19 protein-coding genes are annotated in these 22,495 nt (G+C 62.8%); 12 read left to right on the forward strand and 7 right to left on the reverse strand.

Annotation, left to right across the window (positions count from 1 at the left end; genetic code table 11):
- Positions 1-71 precede the first annotated feature (71 nt).
- From FBX99_RS07070 to FBX99_RS07115, 10 genes are all read left to right on the forward strand, one after another.
- The gene (locus FBX99_RS07070) at positions 72-950 is read left to right on the forward strand and encodes a triacylglycerol lipase (protein WP_144925797.1); all 879 of its coding nucleotides are present in this window, start codon (positions 72-74) and stop codon (positions 948-950) included.
- 94 nt (positions 951-1,044) lie between these two features.
- Complete coding sequence (locus FBX99_RS07075) at positions 1,045-1,326, forward strand: peptidylprolyl isomerase (protein WP_144925793.1); 282 nt, start codon at positions 1,045-1,047, stop codon at positions 1,324-1,326.
- A 134-nt stretch (positions 1,327-1,460) separates the two neighbouring features.
- Complete coding sequence (locus FBX99_RS07080; protein WP_145131085.1) at positions 1,461-3,329, forward strand: extracellular solute-binding protein; 1,869 nt, start codon at positions 1,461-1,463, stop codon at positions 3,327-3,329.
- Positions 3,329-4,387 (forward strand): microcin C ABC transporter permease YejB, encoded by a 1,059-nt coding sequence (locus FBX99_RS07085; protein WP_144925787.1) that lies wholly within the window; start codon positions 3,329-3,331, stop codon positions 4,385-4,387. Before FBX99_RS07080 ends, FBX99_RS07085 begins: the two co-directional genes overlap by 1 nt.
- A complete protein-coding gene (locus FBX99_RS07090; RefSeq protein WP_144925784.1) occupies positions 4,387-5,409 on the forward strand; it encodes an ABC transporter permease in 1,023 nt (340 codons plus the stop codon). The genes FBX99_RS07085 and FBX99_RS07090 overlap by 1 nt, the downstream gene beginning before the upstream one ends.
- 7 nt (positions 5,410-5,416) lie before the next feature.
- Entirely contained in the window at positions 5,417-6,997 is a 1,581-nt protein-coding gene (locus FBX99_RS07095; protein ID WP_145131171.1) for an ABC transporter ATP-binding protein, read from the forward strand.
- Positions 6,998-7,130: 133 nt separating this feature from the next.
- The gene (locus FBX99_RS07100; protein ID WP_144925780.1) at positions 7,131-8,546 is read left to right on the forward strand and encodes a sigma-54-dependent Fis family transcriptional regulator; all 1,416 of its coding nucleotides are present in this window, start codon (positions 7,131-7,133) and stop codon (positions 8,544-8,546) included.
- Between the two features lie 305 nt (positions 8,547-8,851).
- Entirely contained in the window at positions 8,852-10,243 is a 1,392-nt protein-coding gene (locus tag FBX99_RS07105) for a GntP family permease (RefSeq protein WP_144925777.1), read from the forward strand.
- Between the two features lie 7 nt (positions 10,244-10,250).
- Positions 10,251-11,027, forward strand: a complete 777-nt coding sequence (locus tag FBX99_RS07110; RefSeq protein ID WP_144925774.1) for a 3-hydroxybutyrate dehydrogenase — start codon at positions 10,251-10,253, stop codon at positions 11,025-11,027.
- A gap of 114 nt (positions 11,028-11,141) precedes the next feature.
- The gene (locus FBX99_RS07115) at positions 11,142-13,097 is read left to right on the forward strand and encodes an acetoacetate--CoA ligase (protein ID WP_144925771.1); all 1,956 of its coding nucleotides are present in this window, start codon (positions 11,142-11,144) and stop codon (positions 13,095-13,097) included.
- Positions 13,098-13,183: 86 nt separating this feature from the next.
- Here the strand turns inward: FBX99_RS07115 and FBX99_RS07120 are convergent, their stop codons facing one another.
- Positions 13,184-14,299 (reverse strand): PilT/PilU family type 4a pilus ATPase, encoded by a 1,116-nt coding sequence (locus FBX99_RS07120; protein ID WP_144925768.1) that lies wholly within the window; start codon positions 14,297-14,299, stop codon positions 13,184-13,186.
- 123 nt (positions 14,300-14,422) lie between these two features.
- Between FBX99_RS07120 and FBX99_RS07125 the strand changes: the two genes are divergently transcribed.
- Together FBX99_RS07125 and FBX99_RS07130 are read left to right on the forward strand one after the other, a co-directional pair.
- A complete protein-coding gene (locus FBX99_RS07125) occupies positions 14,423-16,960 on the forward strand; it encodes a PAS domain-containing sensor histidine kinase (RefSeq protein ID WP_144925766.1) in 2,538 nt (845 codons plus the stop codon).
- Positions 16,961-17,002: 42 nt separating this feature from the next.
- A complete protein-coding gene (locus FBX99_RS07130; RefSeq protein WP_003182808.1) occupies positions 17,003-17,278 on the forward strand; it encodes a peptidylprolyl isomerase in 276 nt (91 codons plus the stop codon).
- Positions 17,279-17,405: 127 nt separating this feature from the next.
- Here the strand turns inward: FBX99_RS07130 and FBX99_RS07135 are convergent, their stop codons facing one another.
- The 6 genes from FBX99_RS07135 to FBX99_RS07160 all read right to left on the reverse strand — a co-directional run bounded on the left by FBX99_RS07135 (position 17,406) and on the right by FBX99_RS07160 (position 22,489).
- On the reverse strand, positions 17,406-18,323 hold the full coding sequence (locus FBX99_RS07135) for a sugar kinase (RefSeq protein WP_144925764.1): 918 nt from the start codon (positions 18,321-18,323) through the stop codon (positions 17,406-17,408).
- Between the two features lie 154 nt (positions 18,324-18,477).
- The gene (locus tag FBX99_RS07140) at positions 18,478-19,695 is read right to left on the reverse strand and encodes an amino acid deaminase (protein WP_144925763.1); all 1,218 of its coding nucleotides are present in this window, start codon (positions 19,693-19,695) and stop codon (positions 18,478-18,480) included.
- A gap of 39 nt (positions 19,696-19,734) precedes the next feature.
- Positions 19,735-20,499 carry an IclR family transcriptional regulator gene (locus FBX99_RS07145; protein ID WP_144925761.1) on the reverse strand — a complete coding sequence of 255 codons (765 nt, stop codon included), beginning with the start codon at positions 20,497-20,499 and terminating at the stop codon, positions 19,735-19,737.
- Positions 20,500-20,627: 128 nt separating this feature from the next.
- Positions 20,628-21,014 carry a RidA family protein gene (locus tag FBX99_RS07150; protein ID WP_144925756.1) on the reverse strand — a complete coding sequence of 129 codons (387 nt, stop codon included), beginning with the start codon at positions 21,012-21,014 and terminating at the stop codon, positions 20,628-20,630.
- A 24-nt stretch (positions 21,015-21,038) separates the two neighbouring features.
- On the reverse strand, positions 21,039-21,830 hold the full coding sequence (locus FBX99_RS07155; RefSeq protein ID WP_144925753.1) for an amino acid ABC transporter ATP-binding protein: 792 nt from the start codon (positions 21,828-21,830) through the stop codon (positions 21,039-21,041).
- Positions 21,827-22,489, reverse strand: a complete 663-nt coding sequence (locus FBX99_RS07160) for an amino acid ABC transporter permease (protein ID WP_144925750.1) — start codon at positions 22,487-22,489, stop codon at positions 21,827-21,829. Before FBX99_RS07160 ends, FBX99_RS07155 begins: the two co-directional genes overlap by 4 nt.
- Positions 22,490-22,495 lie beyond the last annotated feature (6 nt).

Raw genomic sequence — 22,495 nt, forward strand, 5'->3', positions numbered from 1 at the left:
CCCCGGCGCAAGAGGCTGCATTACAGTGGTGTCGCAAATTCAACATGAACCTCTTCGAAAAAGGTACGAACATGCAACGGAATGCAACCACTCAATTTCCTATCCTGTTGGTACATGGTTTGTTCGGGTTTGACAGGGTCGCTGGCTCCGAACTTTTCCTGGGCATCAAGCAGGCACTGCGCAGCGCCGGCGCCCGGGCATTCATCCCATACCTGTCGGCCACCTACGCCAATGAGGCTCGCGGTGAAGAGTTGCTACTCCAGATCGATCGGGTCCTGAGCGGAACCGGGGCCACCAGGGTCAACCTGATCGGGCACGGCCAAGGCGCATTGGCGTCCCGCTATGCCGCTGCGCTGGCGCCCGGAAAGGTCGCCTCGGTGACCTCGGTCAGCGGGCCCAACCACGGCTCGGAACTGGCCGACTTCCTGCGCAAGGCCCTCACGCCCGGACGCCTGCCGGAGCACGTCGCGAGCAGGGTCGCCACATTGTTTGTCGACTTTATTGCGCTGCTCGGCGGCCAGGCACGACTCCCACACAACGCCATCGCCGCATTGGCGGCACTGACCACTGAAGGCGTTGGCGCATTCAACGATAAATACCCGCAAGGCCTGCCCAGGAACTGGGGAAGCAAGGGACCGGAGCTGGTCAACGGCGTGCGCTACTACTCCTGGAGCGGCACGCTGCAAGAAACACCCGGCGCAGAGCCCAAGGCGACGGATCCCTTCCAGGTGTTCTGCCGGGCCTTCTCCGAATATTTCATCACCGAAGCCGGACAGAACGACGGGCTGGTGGGGCGCTTCAGCTCGCACCTGGGCAGGGTCATCCGCTCCGACTATCCGATGGATCATCTGCAGGCCATCCATCATCCGTCCGGGTGCACGCACAAGGGGACAACCCCGCTGGAACTTTATGTACGGCACGCCGAACGCCTGCGCAAAGCGGGGCTGTAATCGGCAGGTTCAAGGTTTTGACGCATTTTTGACAACAACCGTCCAGTGATTCCGGTAGGCTCACCCCCTTTAAACCTGTTGAAAGGAAATTCCCATGGCAAAAGCCACTGCCCGCCACATCCTGGTTTCCAGCGAAGACAAGTGCAACGAACTCAAGACCCAGATCGAAGCCGGTGCCGATTTCGCCGAAATCGCGAAAGCCAACTCCACGTGCCCGTCCAGCCGTCAGGGCGGCGACCTGGGTTCGTTCAGCCCAGGCCAGATGGTCAAAGAATTCGACACCGTGGTGTTCAGCGCACCGATCAACGTGGTACAGGGCCCGGTCAAGACCCAGTTCGGCTATCACTTGCTGGAAGTGACCAGCCGCCAGGACTGAGCGTGACGGTGGTGAGGGAACTTGCTCCCTCGCCACCGCAGTTTCTCGCACCACTCCTTGACCATAGGGCTGGCGATCAGCGCGCCGCTCGCGTAAAAATCGTGGTCATCGATCACCCGGCTTTAAGGCTGACAATGCGACTGGTGTTTCCCTCTCTGTTTCTGGCTGCCGCGCTCCTGCTGACAGGCGCCGCCGGTGTGTCTGCCGCACCACAACATGCCCTGACCGTCTATGGTGAACCGGCCAAGTACCCCGAAGGCTTCAGCCATTTCGCCTATGCCAATCCCCAGGCTCCCAAGGGTGGCACCCTGCGCCGCTCGGCCATCGAGATCGGCCAGTTCGATCACGTGCTGCCCTACATCGACAAAGGCATCGGGGTCAGTCAGATCGACGGCATGCTGTATTCGCCCCTGGCCCAACGCTCCCTGGATGAGCCCTACACCGTCTACGGCCTGGTGGCACAAAGCATGGAACGCGCGGATGACGGCCTGTCCCTGCGCTTCTACCTGAACCCCAAGGCCCGCTTTGCCGACGGCAAGCCCATCACCGCCGAAGACGTGCGCTACAGCTTCGAGCTGCTGATGACCCAGGGCAGCCTGCGCTATCGCACCCAGTTCGCGGCCGTCAAAGGCGTCGAAGTCGAAGGCGAGCGCACCGTTCGCTTCGATTTCAAGAGCAACGAAAACCGCACCCTGCCCCTGGATATCGCCACCCTGCCGGTGTTTCCCGAGCATTGGTGGAAAACCCGCGACTTTGCCAGCGGAGGTGGCTATGAAGCGCCGCTGGGCAGCGGGCCGTACCGGGTCGGCAAGGTCGATTCCGGGCGCAGCATCACCTTCGAACGCAACGCCGACTGGTGGGGCAAGGACCTGCCGGTCAGCCGAGGGCTCTATAACTTCGATCATTTCAGCATCGAGTACTTCGGCGACACCGACGTGGCGCGCCAGGTACTGCGTGGCGGCGCCTACGACTACAACCGCGAATTCTCCGCCACGGGTTTTTCCATCGGCTACGACAGCCCGGCGCTGCGCGACGGGCGCCTGCAGAAAGCCCACCTGGCCACCGAAGCCCCACAAACGGCCCAGGGCTTCGTGTTCAATCTGCAAAAGCCGCAGTTCCAGGATCGCCGCGTACGCCAGGCCCTGGCGATGCTCTGGGATTTCGAATGGAGCAACCGGCAGATGATGCGCAACCTCTATGTACGCCAGCAGAGCTTCTTCTCCAACACCGACCTGGCTGCCCGAGAGCTGCCCGATGCGAGCGAACTGGCGATCCTTGAACCGCTGCGCGGGAAAGTCCCCGACGAGGTTTTCACCCAGGTGTTCCAGGCGCCGAAGACCGACGGCAGCGGCGTGATCCGCGACAAGCAATTGCAGGCCCTGGCACTGCTGGAACAGGCCGGCTGGAAACCCGATGGTGATCGCCTGGTCAATGCCGAGGGCGAGCCGCTGAGTTTCACCTTCCTCAACAGCCAGAACGGCATGGACCGCCTGCTGCTGCCCTACAAACGCACGCTGGCGCAGATCGGCATCGACATGAGCATCCGGCGCATCGACCCATCCCAGTACGTCAACCGCCTGATGAGTCGCGACTACGACATGATCGTCACCGGTTACCCGGTCAGCACCTCGCCCGGCACCGAGCTCTACAATTACTTCGGTTCGGCGGCAGCCAACGACCCGGGTGCCAACAACTACATGGCATTGCAGAATCCTGCTGTCGATGCACTGATCGACGGGCTGGTCAAGGCCACCACCCAGGACGACATGCTCCGTCACGCCCACGCGCTGGACCGGGTGCTGCAATGGAACTACTACTGGATTCCCAACTACTACCCACCGGGCAGCTCGACCGTATGGTGGAACCGCTTCGGCATGCCCAAGGTGCAAGCCGCCAATGACGAGGCCATCGAGAGCTGGTGGGAAGTCAGCACCACGCCCTTGACCAATGAGCAGATGACCGCCGAGCGAATCAGGCGTGGTACCTCTGGAGGGCGTCACTGATGTGGGCTTATATCGCACGACGCCTGCTGCTGATCATCCCGACCCTGGTGATCATCCTGCTGGTCAATTTCGTCATCGTCCAGGCGGCCCCGGGCGGCCCGGTGGAACAGGCCATCGCCCACCTGCAAGGCATCGGTGGCGCCAGCGTCGGCAGCTCTGGCAATGCCATGACCGGCAGCTCCCGGGCCAGCCGCGGCCTGGATCCGCAACTGATCAAGGACATCGAAAAACAATACGGCTTCGACAAACCGGCCCATGAACGCCTGTGGCTGATGCTCAGCAGCTACGCCCGCCTGGACTTCGGCAAGAGTTTCTTCCGGGGCGCCACGGTCACCGACCTGATCCTGGAAAAGATGCCGGTGACCATTTCCCTCGGGTTGTGGGCGACGCTGATCACCTACCTGGTGTCGATTCCACTGGGCATCCGCAAGGCGGTGCATCACGGGTCGGCCTTCGATATCTGGAGCAGCACGGCGATCATCATCGGTTATGCGATGCCGGCGTTCCTCTTCGCAATGTTCCTGATCGTGATGTTCGCGGGCGGGACGTCGCTGAACTGGTTTCCGGTGCGCGGACTGGTGTCGGACAACTTCGAATCGCTGTCGACCCTGGGCAAGATCACCGATTACTTCTGGCACCTGGTGCTGCCGGTCACATCATTGGTGATCGGCGGCTTCGCCACCCTGACCATCCTGACCAAGAACTCGTTCCTCAATGAAATCACCCGCCAATACGTGGTCACGGCGCGAGCCAAGGGCATGAGCGAACGACGGGTGCTGTACGGGCACGTGTTCCGCAACGCCATGCTGTTGGTGGTGTCGGGAATTCCCCAGGCGTTCATCAGCGTGTTCTTCGCCGGATCGTTGCTGATCGAGGTGATCTTCTCCCTCGATGGCCTGGGCCGCATGAGCTATGAGGCAGCCGTATCCCGGGACTATCCGGTGGTATTCGGTTCGCTGTTCATCTTCACGCTGTTCGGCCTGCTGATCAAACTCATCGGCGACCTCTGCTACACCCTGGTGGACCCGCGCATCGACTTCGCCGCGAGGAACGCCTGATGCTCAGATTCTCGCCCCTGGGCCGACGGCGTTTCGAGCGTTTCAAGAAGAACCGCCGCGGCTGGTGGTCGCTGTGGCTGTTCATCGGTCTGTTCATCCTGACCCTGGGCGGCGAGCTGATCGCCAATGACAAGCCCCTGGTGGTGAGCTATCAGCACTCGCTGTACTTCCCGGTGTTCAAGCGCTACACCGAACAGGAATTTGGCGGGCAGCTACCGTTCCAGGCCGACTACCGCAGCAGCTACGTGCAGAACCTGATCCGCAAGGACGGCGGCTGGCTGCTGTTCCCGCCGATCCCGTTCAGCGACGACACCCCCAACTACGACCTCAACCAACCGGCCCCGAGCCCGCCCACCTCGGTGAACTGGCTGGGCACCGACGACCAGTCCCGTGACGTACTGGCCCGGGTGATCTTCGGCGCCCGGGTATCGATCCTGTTCGCCCTGGCGCTGACGGCCATCAGCGCGCTGATCGGCATCGCCGCCGGGGCGTTGCAGGGGTATTACGGCGGCTGGGTGGACCTGTTGGGCCAACGCCTGCTGGAAGTCTGGTCCGGGCTGCCGGTGCTCTATCTGCTGATCATCCTCTCCGGTTTCGTCGAGCCGAATTTCTGGTGGTTGCTGGGGATCATGGCGCTGTTCTCCTGGCTGGCCCTGGTGGACGTGGTCCGCGCCGAGTTCCTGCGCGGGCGCAACCTCGAATACGTCAAGGCCGCCAGGGCCCTGGGCCTGACTGACCGCAAGGTGATCGTGCGGCACATCCTGCCCAACGCGATGAACGCGACCCTGAGTTATCTGCCGTTCATCCTCACCGGAGCGATCTCCACCCTCACCGCCCTGGACTTCCTCGGCTTCGGCATGCCGGCCGGCAGCGCGTCCCTGGGCGAGTTGATTGCGCAAGGCAAACAGAACCTGCAAGCACCCTGGCTGGGACTGACGGCATTCTTCACCCTGGCCTTGATTCTTTCCCTGTTGGTGTTCATTGGCGAGGCTTTGCGTGATGCATTCGATCCCAGGTCCTGATCTGGACGTGCGTGACAACCTGATCGAAATCCGCGACCTGAGCGTGGTCTTCAACGACCACGCCGTCGTGCGCAACCTGTGCCTGGATATCCGCCCCGGCGAGTGTCTGGCCCTGGTGGGTGAATCGGGCTCCGGCAAATCGGTGACGGCCCATTCGATCCTGCAACTGCTGCCGCCAACCGAGAGCCGTACCAGCGGCAGTATTCGCTATCGCGGCCAGGAACTGGTCGGTGCCCAGGCCAGCACCCTGCGGGCGCTGCGCGGCAACCGCATTGCGATGATCTTCCAGGAGCCGATGACCTCCCTCAACCCGCTGCACAGCGTCGAAAAGCAGATCGGCGAAACCCTGATGCTGCACAAGGGCCTGGGCGGCAAAGCAGCACGCCAGCGCATCCTGGAACTGCTGGCCCTGGTGGGCATCCAGAAACCCGTCGAACGGCTCAAGGCCTACCCGCACCAGCTCTCCGGCGGCCAGCGGCAACGGGTCATGATTGCTATGGCCCTGGCCTGTGAACCAGAGCTGTTGATCGCCGACGAACCAACCACGGCGCTGGACGTGACCGTGCAACGCAAAATCCTGCTGCTGCTCAAGTCCCTCCAGCAACGGCTCGGCATGTCTTTGCTGTTGATCAGCCACGACCTGAACCTGGTGCGCAGCATCGCCCAGCGGGTGTGCGTTATGAAGGCCGGGGAAATCGTCGAGCAGGCGCCGTGCGAAACCCTCTTCAGCGCGCCGAAGCATCCCTACAGCTGTGAACTGCTGCACGCCGAACCGGAGGGTGAAGCCCTGCCCCGGGACGAGCGCGAAGACGTGCTGCAGGTCCAGGACCTGCGAGTCAGCTTCGCCCTGGGCGGCGGGTTGTTCCGGCGCAAGGAATACCTGCGCGCCGTCGACGGCATCAGCCTGAACATCCAGCGCGGCAAAACCCTGGGCATCGTCGGCGAATCCGGCTCCGGCAAGTCCACACTCGGCCAGGCGATCCTGCGGCTGATCGAATCCGAAGGCAGCATCCGCTTCCAGGGTGAAGCCCTCGACGCGCTGTCGCAGAAAGAACTGCGGCCGTGGCGCAAGCAGATGCAGGTGGTGTTCCAGGACCCGTTCGGTAGCCTCAGTCCACGGATGTCGGTGCAGCAGATCATCAGCGAAGGCCTTGAAGTCCACAGTCCGTCCAGCGCCCAGGAGTGCGAGGCCCGGGTTATCCAGGCCCTCAACGAAGTCGGCCTCGACCCGCAGAGTCGCCATCGCTACCCACACGAATTTTCCGGCGGCCAACGCCAGCGCATCGCCATTGCCCGGGCCCTGGTGCTCAAGCCGGCCCTGATCCTGCTGGACGAGCCTACCTCGGCACTGGATCGTACCGTGCAGAAACAAGTGGTCGCCCTGCTCCGCCAGCTCCAGGAGAAGCACGGCCTGACCTACTTGTTCATCAGCCATGACCTGGCGGTGGTGCGCGCCCTGGCCCATGACATGATCGTGATCAAGGACGGCAAGGTGGTCGAATGCGGCGCCAGCCATGAGGTGTTCGACGCACCCAAACACCCTTACACCAAGGAGCTGTTGGCGGCGGCGCATCCGGGGTGGGCATAATGCGGCGCATGACTTGACACCGTGTCGCGCCCATCGCGAGCAGGCTCGCTCCCACATTGGAATGCGGTCACCTGTGGGAGCGAGCCTGCTCGCGATGGCGGCCTGACAGGCAATACACAACCCGGACCAGACCATGACCCCCACCGAAAACCTCAAGGACTACCAGCGCGTACGCACCCTGGCGATTCGCTCCTTGTTCGAGATCATCGAACAGTCCAGCGAAGGCACGGTGATCGTCGACCGTGACGCCAACATCGTCTGGATGAACGAGCGCTACGCCCGGCGCTTCGGCCTGAACTCGGCCCAGGAAGCCATTGGCCGGGCCTGCGAGAGCGTGATCCCCGGTAGCCTGCTACGGGAAGTGGTGCGCACCGGGCGACCGATCCTGCTGGACATGCAGGAGATGCCCAAGGAGCCGCTGGTGGTCATGCGCCTGCCAATCCATGACAGCACCGGCGCGGTCATCGGCGCCATCGGCTTTGCCTTGTTCGGTGAACTGCATAGCCTGTCGCCGATGCTCAAGCGCTACCAGAGTATGCAGGAAGAACTGGCCTCGACCCGTTCGCTGCTGCGGGCGCGGCAGACCAAGTACAACTTCGCCCATTTCATTGGCACCAGCAGCGCCGGCCTGGAGGTCAAGCGCCGCGCCCGCCGTAGCGCCAGCACCGATTCCCCGGTGTTGCTGCTCGGCGAAACCGGCACCGGCAAGGAGCTGCTGGCCCAGGCGATCCACAGCGCCTCGCCACGGGCGCACAAGGCATTCGTCAGCATCAACAGCGCGGCGATTCCCGAATCGCTGTTGGAAGCCGAGTTCTTCGGCACCGCGCCCGGAGCGTTCACCGGGGCCGACCGCAAGGGCCGCGCCGGCAAGCTGCAGATCGCCCAGGGCGGCACGTTGTTCCTCGACGAGATCGGCGACATGCCGCTGCCGCTGCAAAGCAAACTGCTGCGGGTGCTGCAGGAAAAGGAATATGAACCGGTGGGGTCCAACGAAGTGCTGCAAAGCGATGTCCGTGTAATCGCTGCCACGTCCATGGATCTGGAAGCGGCGATCAAGCGCGGTGAGTTCCGCGCCGACCTGTACTACCGCCTCAATGTGCTGCCGATCCAGGTCCCGCCTCTGCGCGAGCGCCTGGATGACCTGCCGGCCCTGAGCGAGGCGATCCTCGAAGACCTGCGCAGCCAGCACGAACTTAACCCCGACGCCCTCGATCTGTTGGGGCAACACGCCTGGCCAGGCAACATCCGCGAGCTGCGCAACGTGCTGGAGCGGGCCGCGCTGCTCAGCGATAACCTGCAACTCACCGCTGCCGACATCCACGCGGCCATCGGCACATTCACGCCGGTGACCCGCACAGCCAGCGCGAACCTGGAGTCATTGCCTCAGGAAACCTTCGCCCAGGCTCGGGCCCGATTCGACCGTCAGCTGATCGAAACCACCCTCGCGCAGTGCGGCGGCAAGGTGATCGAAGCGGCGGAGCGGTTGGGGCTGGGGCGGTCGACGTTGTACAAGAAGATGGTGGCGTTGGGGATTGCAGAGTCTCCATAAAGAGACAACATATCTCTGTTTTTAGACTAGCTATTTTTTGAGTGCTTCGCACTCATCGCGAGCAGGCTCGCTCCCACAGTGGAGCGCATTCCTCAGCAATACCCCACTTCCCTGTGGGAGCGAGCCTGCTCGCGATGAGGCCAGTAGCCTCTCAAAAAATCTCAAAACAGAGACAAAGTTTTTCACCACTCTAATCAACCATTAAAAATCCCTATATATTTCAACAAGTTAAACAACTGGCATAAAAATGGCTAAACAGTCTCCCACCGCTTCACCACAACAATAACAATCCCAGGAGACACACCATGAGTGTGATCATTGCCTTGGCGGCCCTCGCGCTGCTGATGGTTGCCGCCTACCGTGGCTACAGCGTCATCCTCTTCGCCCCCATCGCCGCCCTCGGCGCCGTCCTGCTTACCGACCCCTCCGCCGTCGCCCCTGCCTTCACCGGAGTGTTCATGGAGAAAATGGTCGGGTTCATCAAACTGTATTTCCCGGTGTTCCTGCTCGGCGCGGTGTTCGGCAAGCTGATCGAGTTGTCGGGCTTCTCCCGCTCCATCGTGGCCGCGGCGATTCGCTTGCTGGGCACGCGCCAGGCGATGCTGGTGATCGTGCTGGTCTGCGCCTTGCTGACCTATGGCGGTGTGTCGCTGTTCGTCGTGGTGTTCGCGGTGTATCCGTTCGCCGCCGAAATGTTCCGCCAGAGCAATATCCCCAAGCGCCTGATCCCGGCCACCATCGCCCTCGGTGCGTTTTCCTTCACCATGGACGCCCTGCCCGGCACGCCGCAGATCCAGAACATCATCCCCAGCACCTTCTTCAACACCACCGCCTGGGCCGCGCCGTGGCTGGGTGTGATCGGCACGTTGTTCGTGTTCAGCATCGGCATGCTGTTCCTGCAACGCCAGCGCAACAAGGCCCAGCGCGTGGGCGAAGGCTACGGCACCGAACTGCGCAACGAGCCGGAAACCGCCGAAGACATCAAGCTGCCCAACCCGTGGATCGCCGTTTCGCCGCTGCTGGCGGTCGGCATCATGAACCTGCTGTTCACCCAGTGGATCCCCCAGTGGTACGGCAAGACCCACAGCCTGGCGCTGCCGGGCATGGCGGCACCGGTGACCAGCGACGTGGCCAAACTCACCGCGATCTGGGCGGTACAGGCCGCATTGTTGGTGGGCATCATCATGGTCCTGCTGTTCGGCTACCGGGCCATTCGCAGCAAGCTGGCCGAAGGCAGTAAAAGTGCGGTAGGCGGTGCGCTGCTCGCGGCGATGAATACCGCCTCGGAATACGGCTTCGGCGCGGTCATCGCCTCGCTGCCGGGCTTCCTGGTACTGGCCGACTGGCTCAAGAGCATTCCCAACCCACTGGTCAACGAAGCCGTGACCGTGACGCTGCTGGCGGGCATCACCGGCTCCGCGTCGGGTGGCATGAGCATCGCCCTGGCGGCGATGTCCGAAACCTTCATCAGCGCCGCCCATGCCGCCAACATTCCCTTGGAAGTGCTGCACCGGGTTGCAGCCATGGCCAGCGGCGGCATGGACACCCTGCCTCACAACGGCGCGGTGATCACCTTGCTGGCGGTCACCGGGCTGACCCACCGCGAAGCCTACAAAGACATTTTCTGCATTACGCTGATCAAGACCCTCGCGGTTTTCGTGGTGATCGGTGTGTTCTACGCCACTGGCATTGTATGAGGTTCCTATGACGACCACTCTTTCCGGCAAGACTGCCCTGGTTACCGGCTCTACCAGCGGCATCGGCCTGGGCATCGCCCTGAGCCTGGCCAAGGCCGGCGCCAACTTGATCCTCAACGGCTTTGGCGATGCGTCGGCGGTGATCGCCGAAGTGCAGCAATTCGGCGGCAAGGTTGGCCATCATCCGGCCGATGTCAGTGACCCGGCACAGATCGCCGACATGCTCGCCTATGCCGAGCGGGACTTCGGCGGCGTCGACATCCTGGTGAACAACGCCGGCATCCAGCATGTGGCCGCCGTCGAGGATTTCCCGGTGGAGCGCTGGGACTCGATCATCGCTATCAACCTGTCCTCGGTGTTCCATGCCACCCGCCTGAGCTTGCCGGGGATGCGCAGCAAAGGCTGGGGTCGGATCGTCAACATCGCCTCGGTACACGGCCAAGTCGGCTCGGTGGGCAAGGCCGCCTATGTCGCGGCCAAGCACGGGGTGATCGGCCTGACCAAGGTGGTCGGCCTGGAAACCGCCACCAGCAACGTCACCTGTAACGCCATCTGTCCGGGCTGGGTGTTGACCCCGCTGGTGCAGAAACAGATCGACGATCGCATCGCCAGCGGCATCGACCCGCAACAGGCCCAGCACGACCTGCTGGCCGAGAAACAGCCGTCCCTGGACTTCGTCACCCCACCGCAACTGGGGGAACTGGTGCTGTTCCTGTGCAGCGAAGCCGGCAGCCAGGTGCGTGGCGCGGCGTGGAATATCGATGGTGGGTGGTTGGCTCAATAAGTCCCGGCGACTACCTTGGCGAGGGGATTTATCCCCTCGCCACAAGATCGGATTCCACCTGACGCCCCGGCTCGCTCTATAGTTTGTGTGTACATAAAGAATAAGAGGCACGCCATGTCCGACACCCTCTGGCAACCCAGCCCTGAACGCATCGCGCGGTCGCGCATGAATGCCTTTCGCCGGCTCATTAACGAACGGCACCACCTGCAACTCAATGACTATCCCGCCCTTCACGCCTGGAGCATTGACCAGCGCGAAGCGTTCTGGCAGGCCATCGTCGATTTCTTCGAGATCCGCTTTCACCAGGCGCCCATCGAGGTACTGCAGGAAGGCACGCACATGCCCAGCGCCCGTTGGTTCCCAGGGGCGACGCTGAACTTTGCCGAACACTTGCTGCGCCGTCGCGACACCGCGACGGCGGTGGTGGCCATCGACGAAAACGGCGGCCAGGAACAACTGACCTGGGACGAGCTCGCTGCCCACGTCGCCGGTCTGCAAAAAAGCTTGCAAGCGGCCGGTGTCACCCAAGGCGACCGTGTCGCCGCGTGCATGCCTAACACCTGGCAGACCCTGGTGGCCATGCTTGCCACCACCAGCCTGGGGGCGATCTGGTCCTGTTCGTCGCCGGACTTCGGCACCCAGGGGGTGATCGACCGTTTCGGCCAGATCGAGCCCAAGGTGCTGATTACCTGCGCCGGTTACCGCTACGCCGGCAAGGTCATCGACCAGCGGCCCAAGGTCAACGAAATCCTCGAACGGCTGCCCTCGCTGCAACAGCTGATCGTGCTGCCCTATGCCCAGCCGGACGCCAGTGTTGAGGATTTCAGGACCGCGGCCAGCGTCGCGCTGTGGGACGGGTTCTATCAAGCCGGCGGCGAGCCGCAATTCGTTGCCGTGCCGTTCGACCATCCGCTGTACATCCTGTACTCCAGCGGCACCACCGGTGTACCGAAGTGCATCGTCCACGGTACCGGCGGCGTGCTGCTGCAACACGTCAAAGAGCATGGACTGCACGTCGACCTCGATACCGAGGACCGGCTGTTCTACTACACCACCTGCGGTTGGATGATGTGGAACTGGCTGGTGTCTGCCCTCGCGGTCGGCAGTGCGGTGGTGCTTTATGACGGTTCACCGTTCCACCCCGGCCCCGAGCGCTTGCTGGACCTGATCGACCAGCAGCGCATCAGTGTGTTCGGCACCAGCCCCAAGTTCCTGGCCGCCCTGGAGAGCCAGGGCTTGAAGCCGCGGCAGACCCACGACCTGGGCAGCCTCAGGACCCTGCTCTCGACCGGCTCGGCACTGGCGCCCCACAGCTACGATTACGTGTACCGCGACTTCAAGCCCGACGTTTGCCTGGCTTCGATGTCTGGTGGCACCGACATCGTGTCCTGCTTCGTCAACGGCAACCCACTGTCGGCGGTGCGGCGCGGCGAAATGCAGGGCAAGAGCCTGGGCATGGCGGTACAGGTCTGGAACGAAGCCGGAAAGGCCGTCATCGGCGAGAAAGGTGAACTGGTGTGCACCCGGCATTTCCCGGCGATGCCCATTGGCTTGTGGAACGACCCCCGGCAGGAAAAGCTCCGTGCGTCCTACTTCAGCCAGTTCCCCGGCGTATGGGCCCAAGGCGATTACGCCGAGGAACTGCCCCATGGCGGTTTCCTGATCCATGGCCGCTCCGACGCGGTGCTCAACCCCGGTGGCGTGCGCATCGGTACGGCGGAGATCTATCGCCAGGTGGAAAAGGTCGAACAGGTGCTGGACAGCGTCGCCATCGGCCAGCAATGGCAGGGGGATGTGCGGGTGGTGCTGTTCGTGCGTCTGCGAGAGGGCCTGGTCCTGGATGACGCCCTGGAGCAGCGGATCCGCCAGGTCATCCGCGCCAACACCACGCCGCGCCATGTACCGGCGAAGATCCTGGCGGTCAACGATATACCGCGGACCATCAGTGGCAAGGTGGTGGAGCTGGCGGTGCGCAACGTGGTGCATGGCGAAGTGGTGAAAAACACCGACGCCCTGGCCAACCCGCAGGCGCTGGAGCAGTTTCGGGATCGGCCGGAGCTGCTCACTTAGCCACAGTAACCAGTCTCCTGTGGCAAGGGGATTTATCTGTGGCGAGGGGATTCATCCCCTCGCCACAGGGAATGTGCCAACCCCCATCAATCCATCAACCCCCACTCCCCCGCCGCCTGATCGGCCGCAGGCGCGGCACCCGACTCGGCATGCAGCTTCAATCGCAACCGCAGGTTGTTCGCCGAATCGGCGTTCTTCAGGGCTTCTTCCTCATCGAGCACCCCTTCGACCACCAGGTTGAACAAGGCCTGGTCAAAGGTCTGCATGCCCAGCTCTTCCGACTTTTCCATGATGCCCTTGAGTTCGCCCAACTCGTTGCGCCGGATCAGGTCGGCCACCGTGGGCGAACCGAGCATGACCTCCACCGCGGCTCGGCGCTGGCCGGTACGGGTGCGCACCAGGCGCTGGGACACGAATGCCAGGAGGTTGTTGCCCAGGTCGCTCAACAGTTGCGGCCGGCGTTCTTCCGGAAAAAAGTTGATCACCCGGTCCAAGGCCTGATTGGCGTTGTGGGCATGCAGAGTGGAAATCACCAGGTGCCCGGTGTCGGCAAAGGCCAGGGCGTGCTCCATGGTTTCACGGTCGCGAATCTCGCCGATCAGCACCACATCCGGTGCCTGGCGCAAGGTGTTCTTGAGGGCGGCCTGGAAACTGCGGGTGTCGACACCGACTTCCCGCTGGTTGATGATCGACTTCTTGTGCCGGTGGATGTACTCCACCGGGTCTTCGATGGTGATGATGTGGCCGCTGCTGTTGCGATTACGATAGTCGATCAGCGCCGCCAGGGAAGTGGACTTGCCTGACCCCGTCGCGCCGACGAACAGCATCAGCCCCTGCTTCTGCATGATGGTGTCGAGCAGCACCTTGGGCAGTTTCAGGTCCTCGAAGCGCGGGATGTCCAGCTTGACGTTGCGGATCACCATGGACACGTCATTGCGCTGCTTGAAGATATTGACCCGGAATCGCCCGACACCCGAGAGGGAAATGGCCAGGTTCATTTCCAATTCCCGATCGAACTCAAGACGCTGTTCGGCGTCCATCAGAGACTCGGCGAGCCCGGCAATGTCACCGATCTTGAACGCCTGGTTGCCCAGGGGCTTGAGCACGCCTTCGAATTTGGCACACGGCGGCGCCCCGGTGGACAGGTAAAGATCGGAGCCTTCCTGGCTGGCCAGGATGCGTAACAAAGGATCGATTTCCATGGACTGAAACTTCCGCGAGACATCAATGAAACAAGCTGACCCGAGCACGTACCTCTGCAGACCAACCCGCGCTTGCCTTCCTGAGAGAATAGTAGACGCGACACGCCACCCAGGGATTCCGTGATGAACGCAACACCCGCCAGCAGCGGCACACAGCGCCTGATCGAGCGACTGGACTGGAGCTCCAGCCCGCTGGGCGCTGCCCAAACCTGGCCCCAGAGCCTGCGCACCGCCGTGGACATCGTGCTGAACTCGCCGATGCCGATGGCCTTGCTGTGGGGGCCGCAACTGATCCACTTCTACAACGACGCCTTTTCCCGCCTGGCCGGCGATAAACATCCCCAGGCGTTCGGCCAGCCGACCCACACGGCATGGCCTGAACTCAAAAGCGTCAGCGCGCCGATTTATAACGACGTGTTGCAAGGCCGCACGCACGCCAGCCGCGACCAGCAATGGCGCCTGCCCTTTGCCGGCCGCCTCTGCGACCTTTGGTTGGACCTGACCTACAGCCCCGTGCGTAACGAAGGCGGTGCCGTGGCCGGCATTCTGGTCACCGCCATCGAGACCAGCGAGCGGCGACGCCTGGCTCTGGAGTTCGAACGCCGTTCCGAAGCCAGCCTCAAGGCCCAGCAGGAAAGCGAAGAGCGCCTGCAACTTGCTTTGGCGGCGGCCGATGCGCTGGGCACCTGGGACTGGGACATCAGCGAAGACCGCTTCATCGCCGACGCGCATTTCGCCCTCCTGCACGGTGTCGATCCCAGTCTGTCGCGGCAGTTGCCCATCAGTGCCTACCTCGAAGGCGTGCACCCCGAGGATCGGGCGATGGTCGCCCGCAGCATCAAGCACTGCATCACCCACGGGACCGAATATGCCGAAGAGTACCGTCTGTTACAGCCCGACGGCGAACTACGCTGGGTGTTCGTGCGCGGTCGCTGCTACAAGGATCGCCACGGCCGCCCCAGGCGCTTTCTCGGCGCGGCTCTGGACCTGACCGAGCGCAAGCGCACCGAACAGGCCCTGCGCCAGAGCCAGACCGAGCTGCAACTGATCATCAACGCCATGCCGATCCTCATCAGCTACGTGGACCGCGAAGAGCGCTTCCGCCTGAACAACAGCGCCTACCTGGACTGGTTCGGGCTGACCCCGCAGGAACTCTATGGCAAGACCATTCGCGAAGTGATCGGCGAAGAAGGCTATGCGGCTCGCGCCGAACAGATTGCCGCAGCCCTGGCGGGCAAGCCATGCAGCTTTGCCGTGCTGTCGGACCACCGCGACGGCCGGCCGCGACATGCACTGACCAACTACTTGCCTCGCCATGGTGCGGACGGCACGGTGAACGGCTTCTACATTTTTGTGATCGACGAGACCGAGCGCAAGAAAACCGAGGAAGCCCTGCGCAACCTCAACGAAACCCTGGAAGAACGGGTCATCGCCCGCACCCAGCAACTGGCCGAAGCCAACCACCGCCTGCAAAACGAGATGTTCGAACGCGAGCGCGCTGAAGAAGCGTTGCGCCATGCCCAGAAGATGGAGGCCGTGGGCCAGCTCACCGGGGGCATCGCCCACGACTTCAATAACATGCTCACCGGTATTCTCGGCAGCCTGGACCTGATGCAGCGCTACATCGCCAACGGCCGCGTCGACGAGATCGGACGCTTTACCGAAGCGGCGGTGTCATCGGCCAACCGCGCCGCGGCCCTGACCCACCGGCTTTTGGCCTTTTCCCGACGCCAGTCCCTGGACCGCAAGCCGCTGGACGCCAATAGCCTGGTGCTGTCCCTTGAAGACCTGCTGAGCCGAACCACCGGTGACCACATCGCGCTGCGCCTGCAACTGGCCGATGAACTCTGGCCCGTCAGCACCGATGCCAGCCAGTTGGAAAACGCCCTGCTCAACCTGGTGATCAACGCTCGAGATGCGATGCCCGACGGCGGCGAGCTCACCATCGAAACCGCCAATATCTACCTCGACGGCAGCGACATCAGCACCCTGGAACCGGTCAAGCCCGGGGACTACGTGATGATTGCCGTCAGCGACAATGGCAGCGGCATGACTCCGTCCGTGCTGGCAAAGGCATTCGATCCCTTCTTCACCACCAAACCCATCGGCCAGGGCACCGGCCTGGGGCTGTCGATGATCTACGGGTTTGCTCAACAGTCGGGAGGGCTGCTGAACCTGGACAGCGTACCGGGCCAGGGCACACGAGTGCAATTGTACCTGCCGCGGCTGCACGTGGCGCCTGTCGAACCACCGACGCAGCCCACCACCGTGGAGGCTCCAGCCGCAATCGCAGGCGAAACCGTATTGTTGGTGGAAGACGAGCCGGCGGTGCGGATGCTGGTGCTCGATCTGTTGCAGGCGCTGGGGTACACCGCCCTTGAAGCCGAAGACGCCAAGGCCGCCCTGCCGCTGCTGGAGTCGGAGCAGCGTATCGATCTGCTGGTCACCGACGTCGGCCTGCCCGGCATGAATGGCCGGCAGCTGGCGGAAATCGCCCGCCAGTATCGACCCGACCTGAAGGTGTTGTTCATGACCGGTTATGCGCAAAAAGCCGCCGAACGCCAGGGTTTCCTGGAACAGGGCATGGACATGGTCGCCAAGCCTTTCACCTTGGATTTGCTGGCGAACAAGATTCGGACGATGATCAACCATGCCTCCTGAGTTGAGGCATAATCGCCCCCTTTTGTTCAGGTCAGCGCTGCGATGAAAGCCCAAGCCCGCCATATCTTGGTGAAAACCGCCGAAGAAGCCGAACAGCTCAAGCAACGCATCGCCAAGGGCGAAGCGTTCGACGTGCTGGCAAAGAAGTACTCCACCTGCCCCTCCGGCAAACGTGGCGGTGACCTGGGTGAAGTGCGGCCGGGGCAGATGGTCGGGGTGATCGACGCGGTGATCTTCAAGAAGCCACTGCGGGTGGTGCATGGGCCGATCAAGAGCAAGTTCGGGTACCACCTGGTGCAGGTGTTCTACCGGGATTGATGCTGCTCCGAACCTTCTCCTGTGGGAGCGGGCTTGCTCGCGAAAGCGGTGGGTCAGCTGAGATCAATGTAACTGACGCACCGCCTTCGCGAGCAAGCCCGCTCCCACAGTGAACCCTGTGCAGGGCTCAATCTCGGGGAATCAACGCCCCCGGCACCTGGATCACCCGGCTCGCCAACCGATGCCCGGCCTCGGCGGCCTCCACAGGGCTGCCACCCATCAAGCGGCGCGCCAGGTACGCTGCGCTGAACGAGTCCCCGGCCGCCGTGGTGTCCACCACCCGCTCGACCCGCTGGGCCGGTACTTCATACGATTGCCCATCGCACCGGATCAGGCACGCCTCGGCACCGCGCTTGAGCACCACTTCCGGCGTGCCGAGCTGTTGGTAGGCGGCGAACACCGCTTGGCTGTCGGCATGCCCGAATAGCGCCTGCTCGTCGTCCACGGTCAGCAGTGCCAGTTCCACATAAGGCAGTACGCTGCGATAGGCCGCGCGGGCGGCGTCGACCGAGGCCCAGAGCCTGGGCCGATAGTTATTGTCGAACACCACCTGGGCACCTCGGCGACGGGCCTCGATCAAGGTTTCGATGAGCTTGCAGCGCCCCTGCTCGCCCAGTACCGCCAAGGTAATACCGCTGAAATACAGCACGTCGTAATCCGGCAATGCCGCCAGGATCGGCACGGCGGCCGGCGTGGTGAAGCAATCGCGCACTGCCGCTTCGTTGCGCCAGTACAGGAACCGTCGCTCACCAGCCGCATCGGTCTGGATACAGTACAAACCCGGCAAGCGCCCGGGCAGGCGCTGGACCAAATCCAGGCCGATGTTTTCTTCGGCCCAACTGCGGCACATGGCGTCACTGAAACTGTCATCGCCCAAGGCCGTGACGTAATCCACCGATGCCTGGTCGCCCAAGGCGCGGGACAGGTACACCGCCGTGTTCAGGGTGTCACCGCCGAAGCTTTGTTGCAGGCTGCCGTCGGCGCGTTGTTGGAGTTCGATCATGCACTCGCCGATCAGGGCGATGCGGGGGGGTGGTTTGCTCATGGGGTGTCCTGATAGTTTCGTGGTGTTTTGCAGGACGCCTTCGCGAGCAAGCCCGCTCCCACATTTGGACAGTTATGAACACAAGATCCGTGTCCGCCAAAGATCCCCTGTGGGAGCGGGCTTGCTCGCGAAGGCCGCAACGCGGTCTCAAGCCCTAGAAACAAGTCTCCATGCTCTCCACCACCCGCAACCCTTCATCCACCAGGCACCCCACCCGCCACTTGTCGAAGGTCAGGCACGGATGGGAAGTGCCGAACGCAATGATGTCGCCGATCCGTAACTCAACCCCTGGCGCCACCGTCATGAACGCATGCTGGTCCATCACCGCCGTCACCTTGCAGGCGCTCACATCGTCACCGACTACCACGTCGGATCCGGGCTTGTAGCGCTTGAGCGGCACCGGCAGCCCCGCGTCGTAGGCCACGTCGCGCTTGCCCAGGGCGATGACCGCAAAGCCTGGTTCCGGCAGTGCTTGCACATGGGCCCAGACCTCCAGTGCCGGCTGCAGGCCTTCGTGCAGGTCGCTGCGCCGCTCCAGTACACAGCATTGGGCCTCCTTGTAGATGCCATGGTCGTGGGCTACATAACTGCCGGGGCGCAGCACACTGAGGAAACGCCCATGGGCATTGCGGGCCTCGAAGGATTCGGCGATCAAGTCATACCAGGCCGAGCCCGAGGCGGTGATGATCGGTTTATCGAGGGCAAATGCGCCGCTGTCCTGCAACTGCATCGCCAACCCCACCAGGGACGCCGCGAACGCTCGGATGCCGCTGACGGCGTGGTCACCGTGGATCACCCCTTCGTAGCCTTCGATACCGGTCAGGGCCAGCGCCGGTTGCGCCCGGATCGCCTCGGCCAGGGCCAGCACTTCGGCCTCGCTCCGGCAGCCGCAGCGACCACCGACCACCCCGTATTCGATCATCACATTGAGCTTCAAACCGCGAGCGGCAAAGAAAGCCCCCAGATCGGCCACGTTGTCCGGATGATCGACCATGCAGTGGAATTCGAACATCGGGTCGGCCAGCAGGTCGGCGATCAGCGCCATGTTCGGCGTTCCCACCAACTGGTTGGCCATCAGTACTCGCCGCACACCGTGGGCGTAGGCCGCACGGGTTTGCACAGCGGTGGCAAGGGTCATGCCCCAGGCGCCGGCATCGAGCTGGCGGCGGAACAGCGCCGGGGTCATGCTGGTCTTGCCGTGGGGTGCCAGCTCGGCACCGCTGTTGCTGACGAACTGTTGCATCCAGCGAATGTTGTGTTCCAACGCGTCGCGATGCAGCACCAGCGCCGGCAGGCCAACGTCGCGCAACAGGTGAGCGCCGACGGTGGCGGCGCCCTTCTCTACGGCAGCGTCATAAATGGCAGAAGACATGGTCGAACTCCTCTCGCGGTCGCGGGCGACCGCTATGGTCTATTCATTGATGCGCCGGGCCAGGTTGTTGGCGCTGTCGATCAGCACCCGGCGGTAGTCGGCGTAATTGTTCTTGGCGTCGGCCCGGGGGGCGACGATGCACAGGGTCGCAATGGCCACGCCGTCGGGGTCTTTCACCGGTGCGGCGAAGCAGTGGGTGAAGGTGTCGGCAACGCTGTCGAAGGAGAAAAACCCATCGAGGCCGGCCTGGCGAATCTCCTTGAGAAACTGCTCCACCGGCAGACGCTCGCCATCCGGCAGGATGAAGTCGTCGGGGTCGATCAGGTCAACGATCTGCTGATCGCTCAAATGGGCCAGCAGCAGGCGGCCGGAGGCGGTCCAGGGGATAGGTGCGTTTTCACCGATATCCGATGAAATGCGAAAATGCCGCTCGCCTTCCTTCATCAGCGCCACCGTGTATTTGCGCCCGTTGAGCAGGCACATCTGCGCGGTTTCCCGGGTCTGGCGGACGATCTCCTGCAAGGCTTGATCGGCCTCGCGGCTCAAATCGAAATGCCGCAGGTGCGCCTGCCCGAGGAAATACAACTGGCGGCCCAGGTAGACGTGGCCTTCCTTGCCCACCGGCTCGAGGATGCGTCGTTCCAGCAGCGATGCCACCAGCTCGTAGACCGTGGACTTGGGGCTGCCGATGCCGCTGGCGATGTCGTTCGGGCGCAGCGGCTGGCCGATCTCCTTGAGGAAATCAAGGATATCGAACGCCCGATCCAGTCCCCGGGCCCGGCGTTTGATGGTGTCTTCGGTCATGTCATTATTCCTGATCGTTCCCACGCTCTGCGTGGGCAATGCATCCCGTGACGCTCTGCGTCACATCGACAGAGGACGCGGAGCGTCCATGGCGGCATTCCCACGCAGAGCGTGGGAACGATCAATGATCACTTCTTCTTGTAGGCCACACAATCAATCTCAACCTTGCAATCAACCATCATGCTCGCCTGCACACAGGCCCGGGCCGGGGCGTGTTCGGGGCTGAAGTATTCACCGAATACCTTGTTGAAACTCCAGAAGTCCCGCGGGTCATCCAACCACACACCGCAACGCACCACGTCCTCCAGGCCATAGCCCGCCTCTTCGAGAATGGCGATCACATTCTTCATGGTCTGGTGAGTCTGCTCGACAATCCCGCCGGCGATGATCTCGCCATTCACCGCCGGCACCTGGCCGGACACGTGCAGCCAGCCATCGGCCTCGACGGCGCGGGCAAATGGCCGTGGCTGGCCGCCACCCGCGGTGCTGCCGGTCCCGTAGCGCTTGATGCTCATGAGTGGTTCTCCTTGTTCAATGGATTAAAAACGAGTGTTCTTGAGAAATTCCGCCAGGCGCGGTGATTGCGGCCGCTCGAACAGTTCCTTCGGCGGCCCCTGCTCTTCGATGCGGCCCTGGTTCATGAAGACGATCTTGTCGGATACCTCGAAGGCAAAACGCATTTCGTGGGTCACCAGCAGCATGGTCATGCCGTCTTCGGCCAGGCCCTTGATCACGTTCAACACCTCGCCCACCAGCTCCGGGTCGAGGGCCGAGGTGACTTCGTCGAACAGCATCAGGCTGGGGTTCATGGCAATTGCCCGGGCAATCGCCACTCGCTGCTGCTGGCCACCGGACAACTGACCGGGAAAGTGGTTGCGGCGTTCCAGCAGGCCGACCCGCTCCAGCCATTTCTCGGCCAGGGCCACGGCTTCGTCCTTGGGCAGTTTTTTCACCTTGAGCAGGCCCAGGGTGACGTTCTGCAACGCGCTCAGATGGGGAAACAGGTTGAATTGCTGGAACGCCATGCCAGTCATCGCGCGGTGTCGGGCGATAACCTTTTCAGGATGGCGCACACGTTTGCCGTCGACTTCGTCATAGCCGATGGACTCGCCGTCGAGCATGATCTGGCCGCCCTGGAATTCTTCCAGCATGTTCACGCAGCGCAACAGCGTGGTCTTGCCCGAACCGCTGGAGCCGATCAGCGTCACCACGTTGCCACGCTGCATGCTCAGGTCGACGCCCTTGAGCACTTCCAGCGGGCCGTATTGTTTGCGCAGGCCGCGAATGTCGAGCAGCGGCTGGGCGTTGGAGGGAGTCGAAACGTCAGTCATGGCAAGGCCACCCGCTTTTCAATGTGCCGCCCGAGCAATTCGATGGCGTAATTGATGATGAAAAAGAGAAACCCGGCGAACAGGTAGAACTCCAGGGTCATGAAGGTCCGGGCAATGATCTGCTGGGTGCTGAGCAGCAGCTCGGCGACGCCGATCACCGACAGCAGGGTCGACGCCTTGACGATCTCGGTGGAAGAGTTGACCCAGGTCGGCAGGATCTGCCGCAATGCCTGGGGCAGCAGCACATAACCCAGGGCCTGGAAGAACGTCAGGCCGATGGCCTGGCTGGCTTCCATCTGTCCACGAGGTAACGCTTGCAAGGCACCGCGCACGATCTCGGCCACGTGGGAACCACAGAACAGCGTCAGGCCCAGGACACCGGCCTGGAACGCGCCGATCTGCCAGCCCAGCGCCGGGGCCATGTAGAAGCAGGCCAACACCAGCACGAACACCGGCGTGCCGCGAATCAGGTCGACATAGAAGCGAAACGGTGCGCGCATCCAGGTACGGCCGTAGGTCAGCACCAGCCCGGCGACCAGGCCAATCAAGGTGCCCAACAAGATCGCCAGCACCGAACATTGCACGCTGGTCAGGAAGCCGGCCCACAGCGTATCCCGGGCGACCCATAGCTCATGCAACCAACTGGGGGATTCGTACATGGGACG

It is taken from the genome of Pseudomonas sp. SJZ074, from assembly GCF_007828215.1.
Classification (GTDB): Bacteria; Pseudomonadota; Gammaproteobacteria; order Pseudomonadales; family Pseudomonadaceae; genus Aquipseudomonas.

Coding starts and splice junctions, on each gene's coding strand:
- FBX99_RS07130 (WP_003182808.1), top strand. CDS start 17,003: ATGAAAGCCCAAGCCCGCCATATCTTGGTGAAAACCGCCGAAGAAGCC.
- FBX99_RS07120 (WP_144925768.1), bottom strand. CDS start 14,299: ATGGAAATCGATCCTTTGTTACGCATCCTGGCCAGCCAGGAAGGCTCC.
- FBX99_RS07110 (WP_144925774.1), top strand. CDS start 10,251: ATGACGACCACTCTTTCCGGCAAGACTGCCCTGGTTACCGGCTCTACC.
- FBX99_RS07150 (WP_144925756.1), bottom strand. CDS start 21,014: ATGAGCATCAAGCGCTACGGGACCGGCAGCACCGCGGGTGGCGGCCAG.
- FBX99_RS07145 (WP_144925761.1), bottom strand. CDS start 20,499: ATGACCGAAGACACCATCAAACGCCGGGCCCGGGGACTGGATCGGGCG.
- FBX99_RS07090 (WP_144925784.1), top strand. CDS start 4,387: ATGCTCAGATTCTCGCCCCTGGGCCGACGGCGTTTCGAGCGTTTCAAG.
- FBX99_RS07115 (WP_144925771.1), top strand. CDS start 11,142: ATGTCCGACACCCTCTGGCAACCCAGCCCTGAACGCATCGCGCGGTCG.
- FBX99_RS07085 (WP_144925787.1), top strand. CDS start 3,329: ATGTGGGCTTATATCGCACGACGCCTGCTGCTGATCATCCCGACCCTG.
- FBX99_RS07155 (WP_144925753.1), bottom strand. CDS start 21,830: ATGACTGACGTTTCGACTCCCTCCAACGCCCAGCCGCTGCTCGACATT.
- FBX99_RS07160 (WP_144925750.1), bottom strand. CDS start 22,489: ATGTACGAATCCCCCAGTTGGTTGCATGAGCTATGGGTCGCCCGGGAT.
- FBX99_RS07080 (WP_145131085.1), top strand. CDS start 1,461: ATGCGACTGGTGTTTCCCTCTCTGTTTCTGGCTGCCGCGCTCCTGCTG.
- FBX99_RS07075 (WP_144925793.1), top strand. CDS start 1,045: ATGGCAAAAGCCACTGCCCGCCACATCCTGGTTTCCAGCGAAGACAAG.
- FBX99_RS07100 (WP_144925780.1), top strand. CDS start 7,131: ATGACCCCCACCGAAAACCTCAAGGACTACCAGCGCGTACGCACCCTG.
- FBX99_RS07070 (WP_144925797.1), top strand. CDS start 72: ATGCAACGGAATGCAACCACTCAATTTCCTATCCTGTTGGTACATGGT.
- FBX99_RS07140 (WP_144925763.1), bottom strand. CDS start 19,695: ATGTCTTCTGCCATTTATGACGCTGCCGTAGAGAAGGGCGCCGCCACC.
- FBX99_RS07105 (WP_144925777.1), top strand. CDS start 8,852: ATGAGTGTGATCATTGCCTTGGCGGCCCTCGCGCTGCTGATGGTTGCC.
- FBX99_RS07135 (WP_144925764.1), bottom strand. CDS start 18,323: ATGAGCAAACCACCCCCCCGCATCGCCCTGATCGGCGAGTGCATGATC.
- FBX99_RS07125 (WP_144925766.1), top strand. CDS start 14,423: ATGAACGCAACACCCGCCAGCAGCGGCACACAGCGCCTGATCGAGCGA.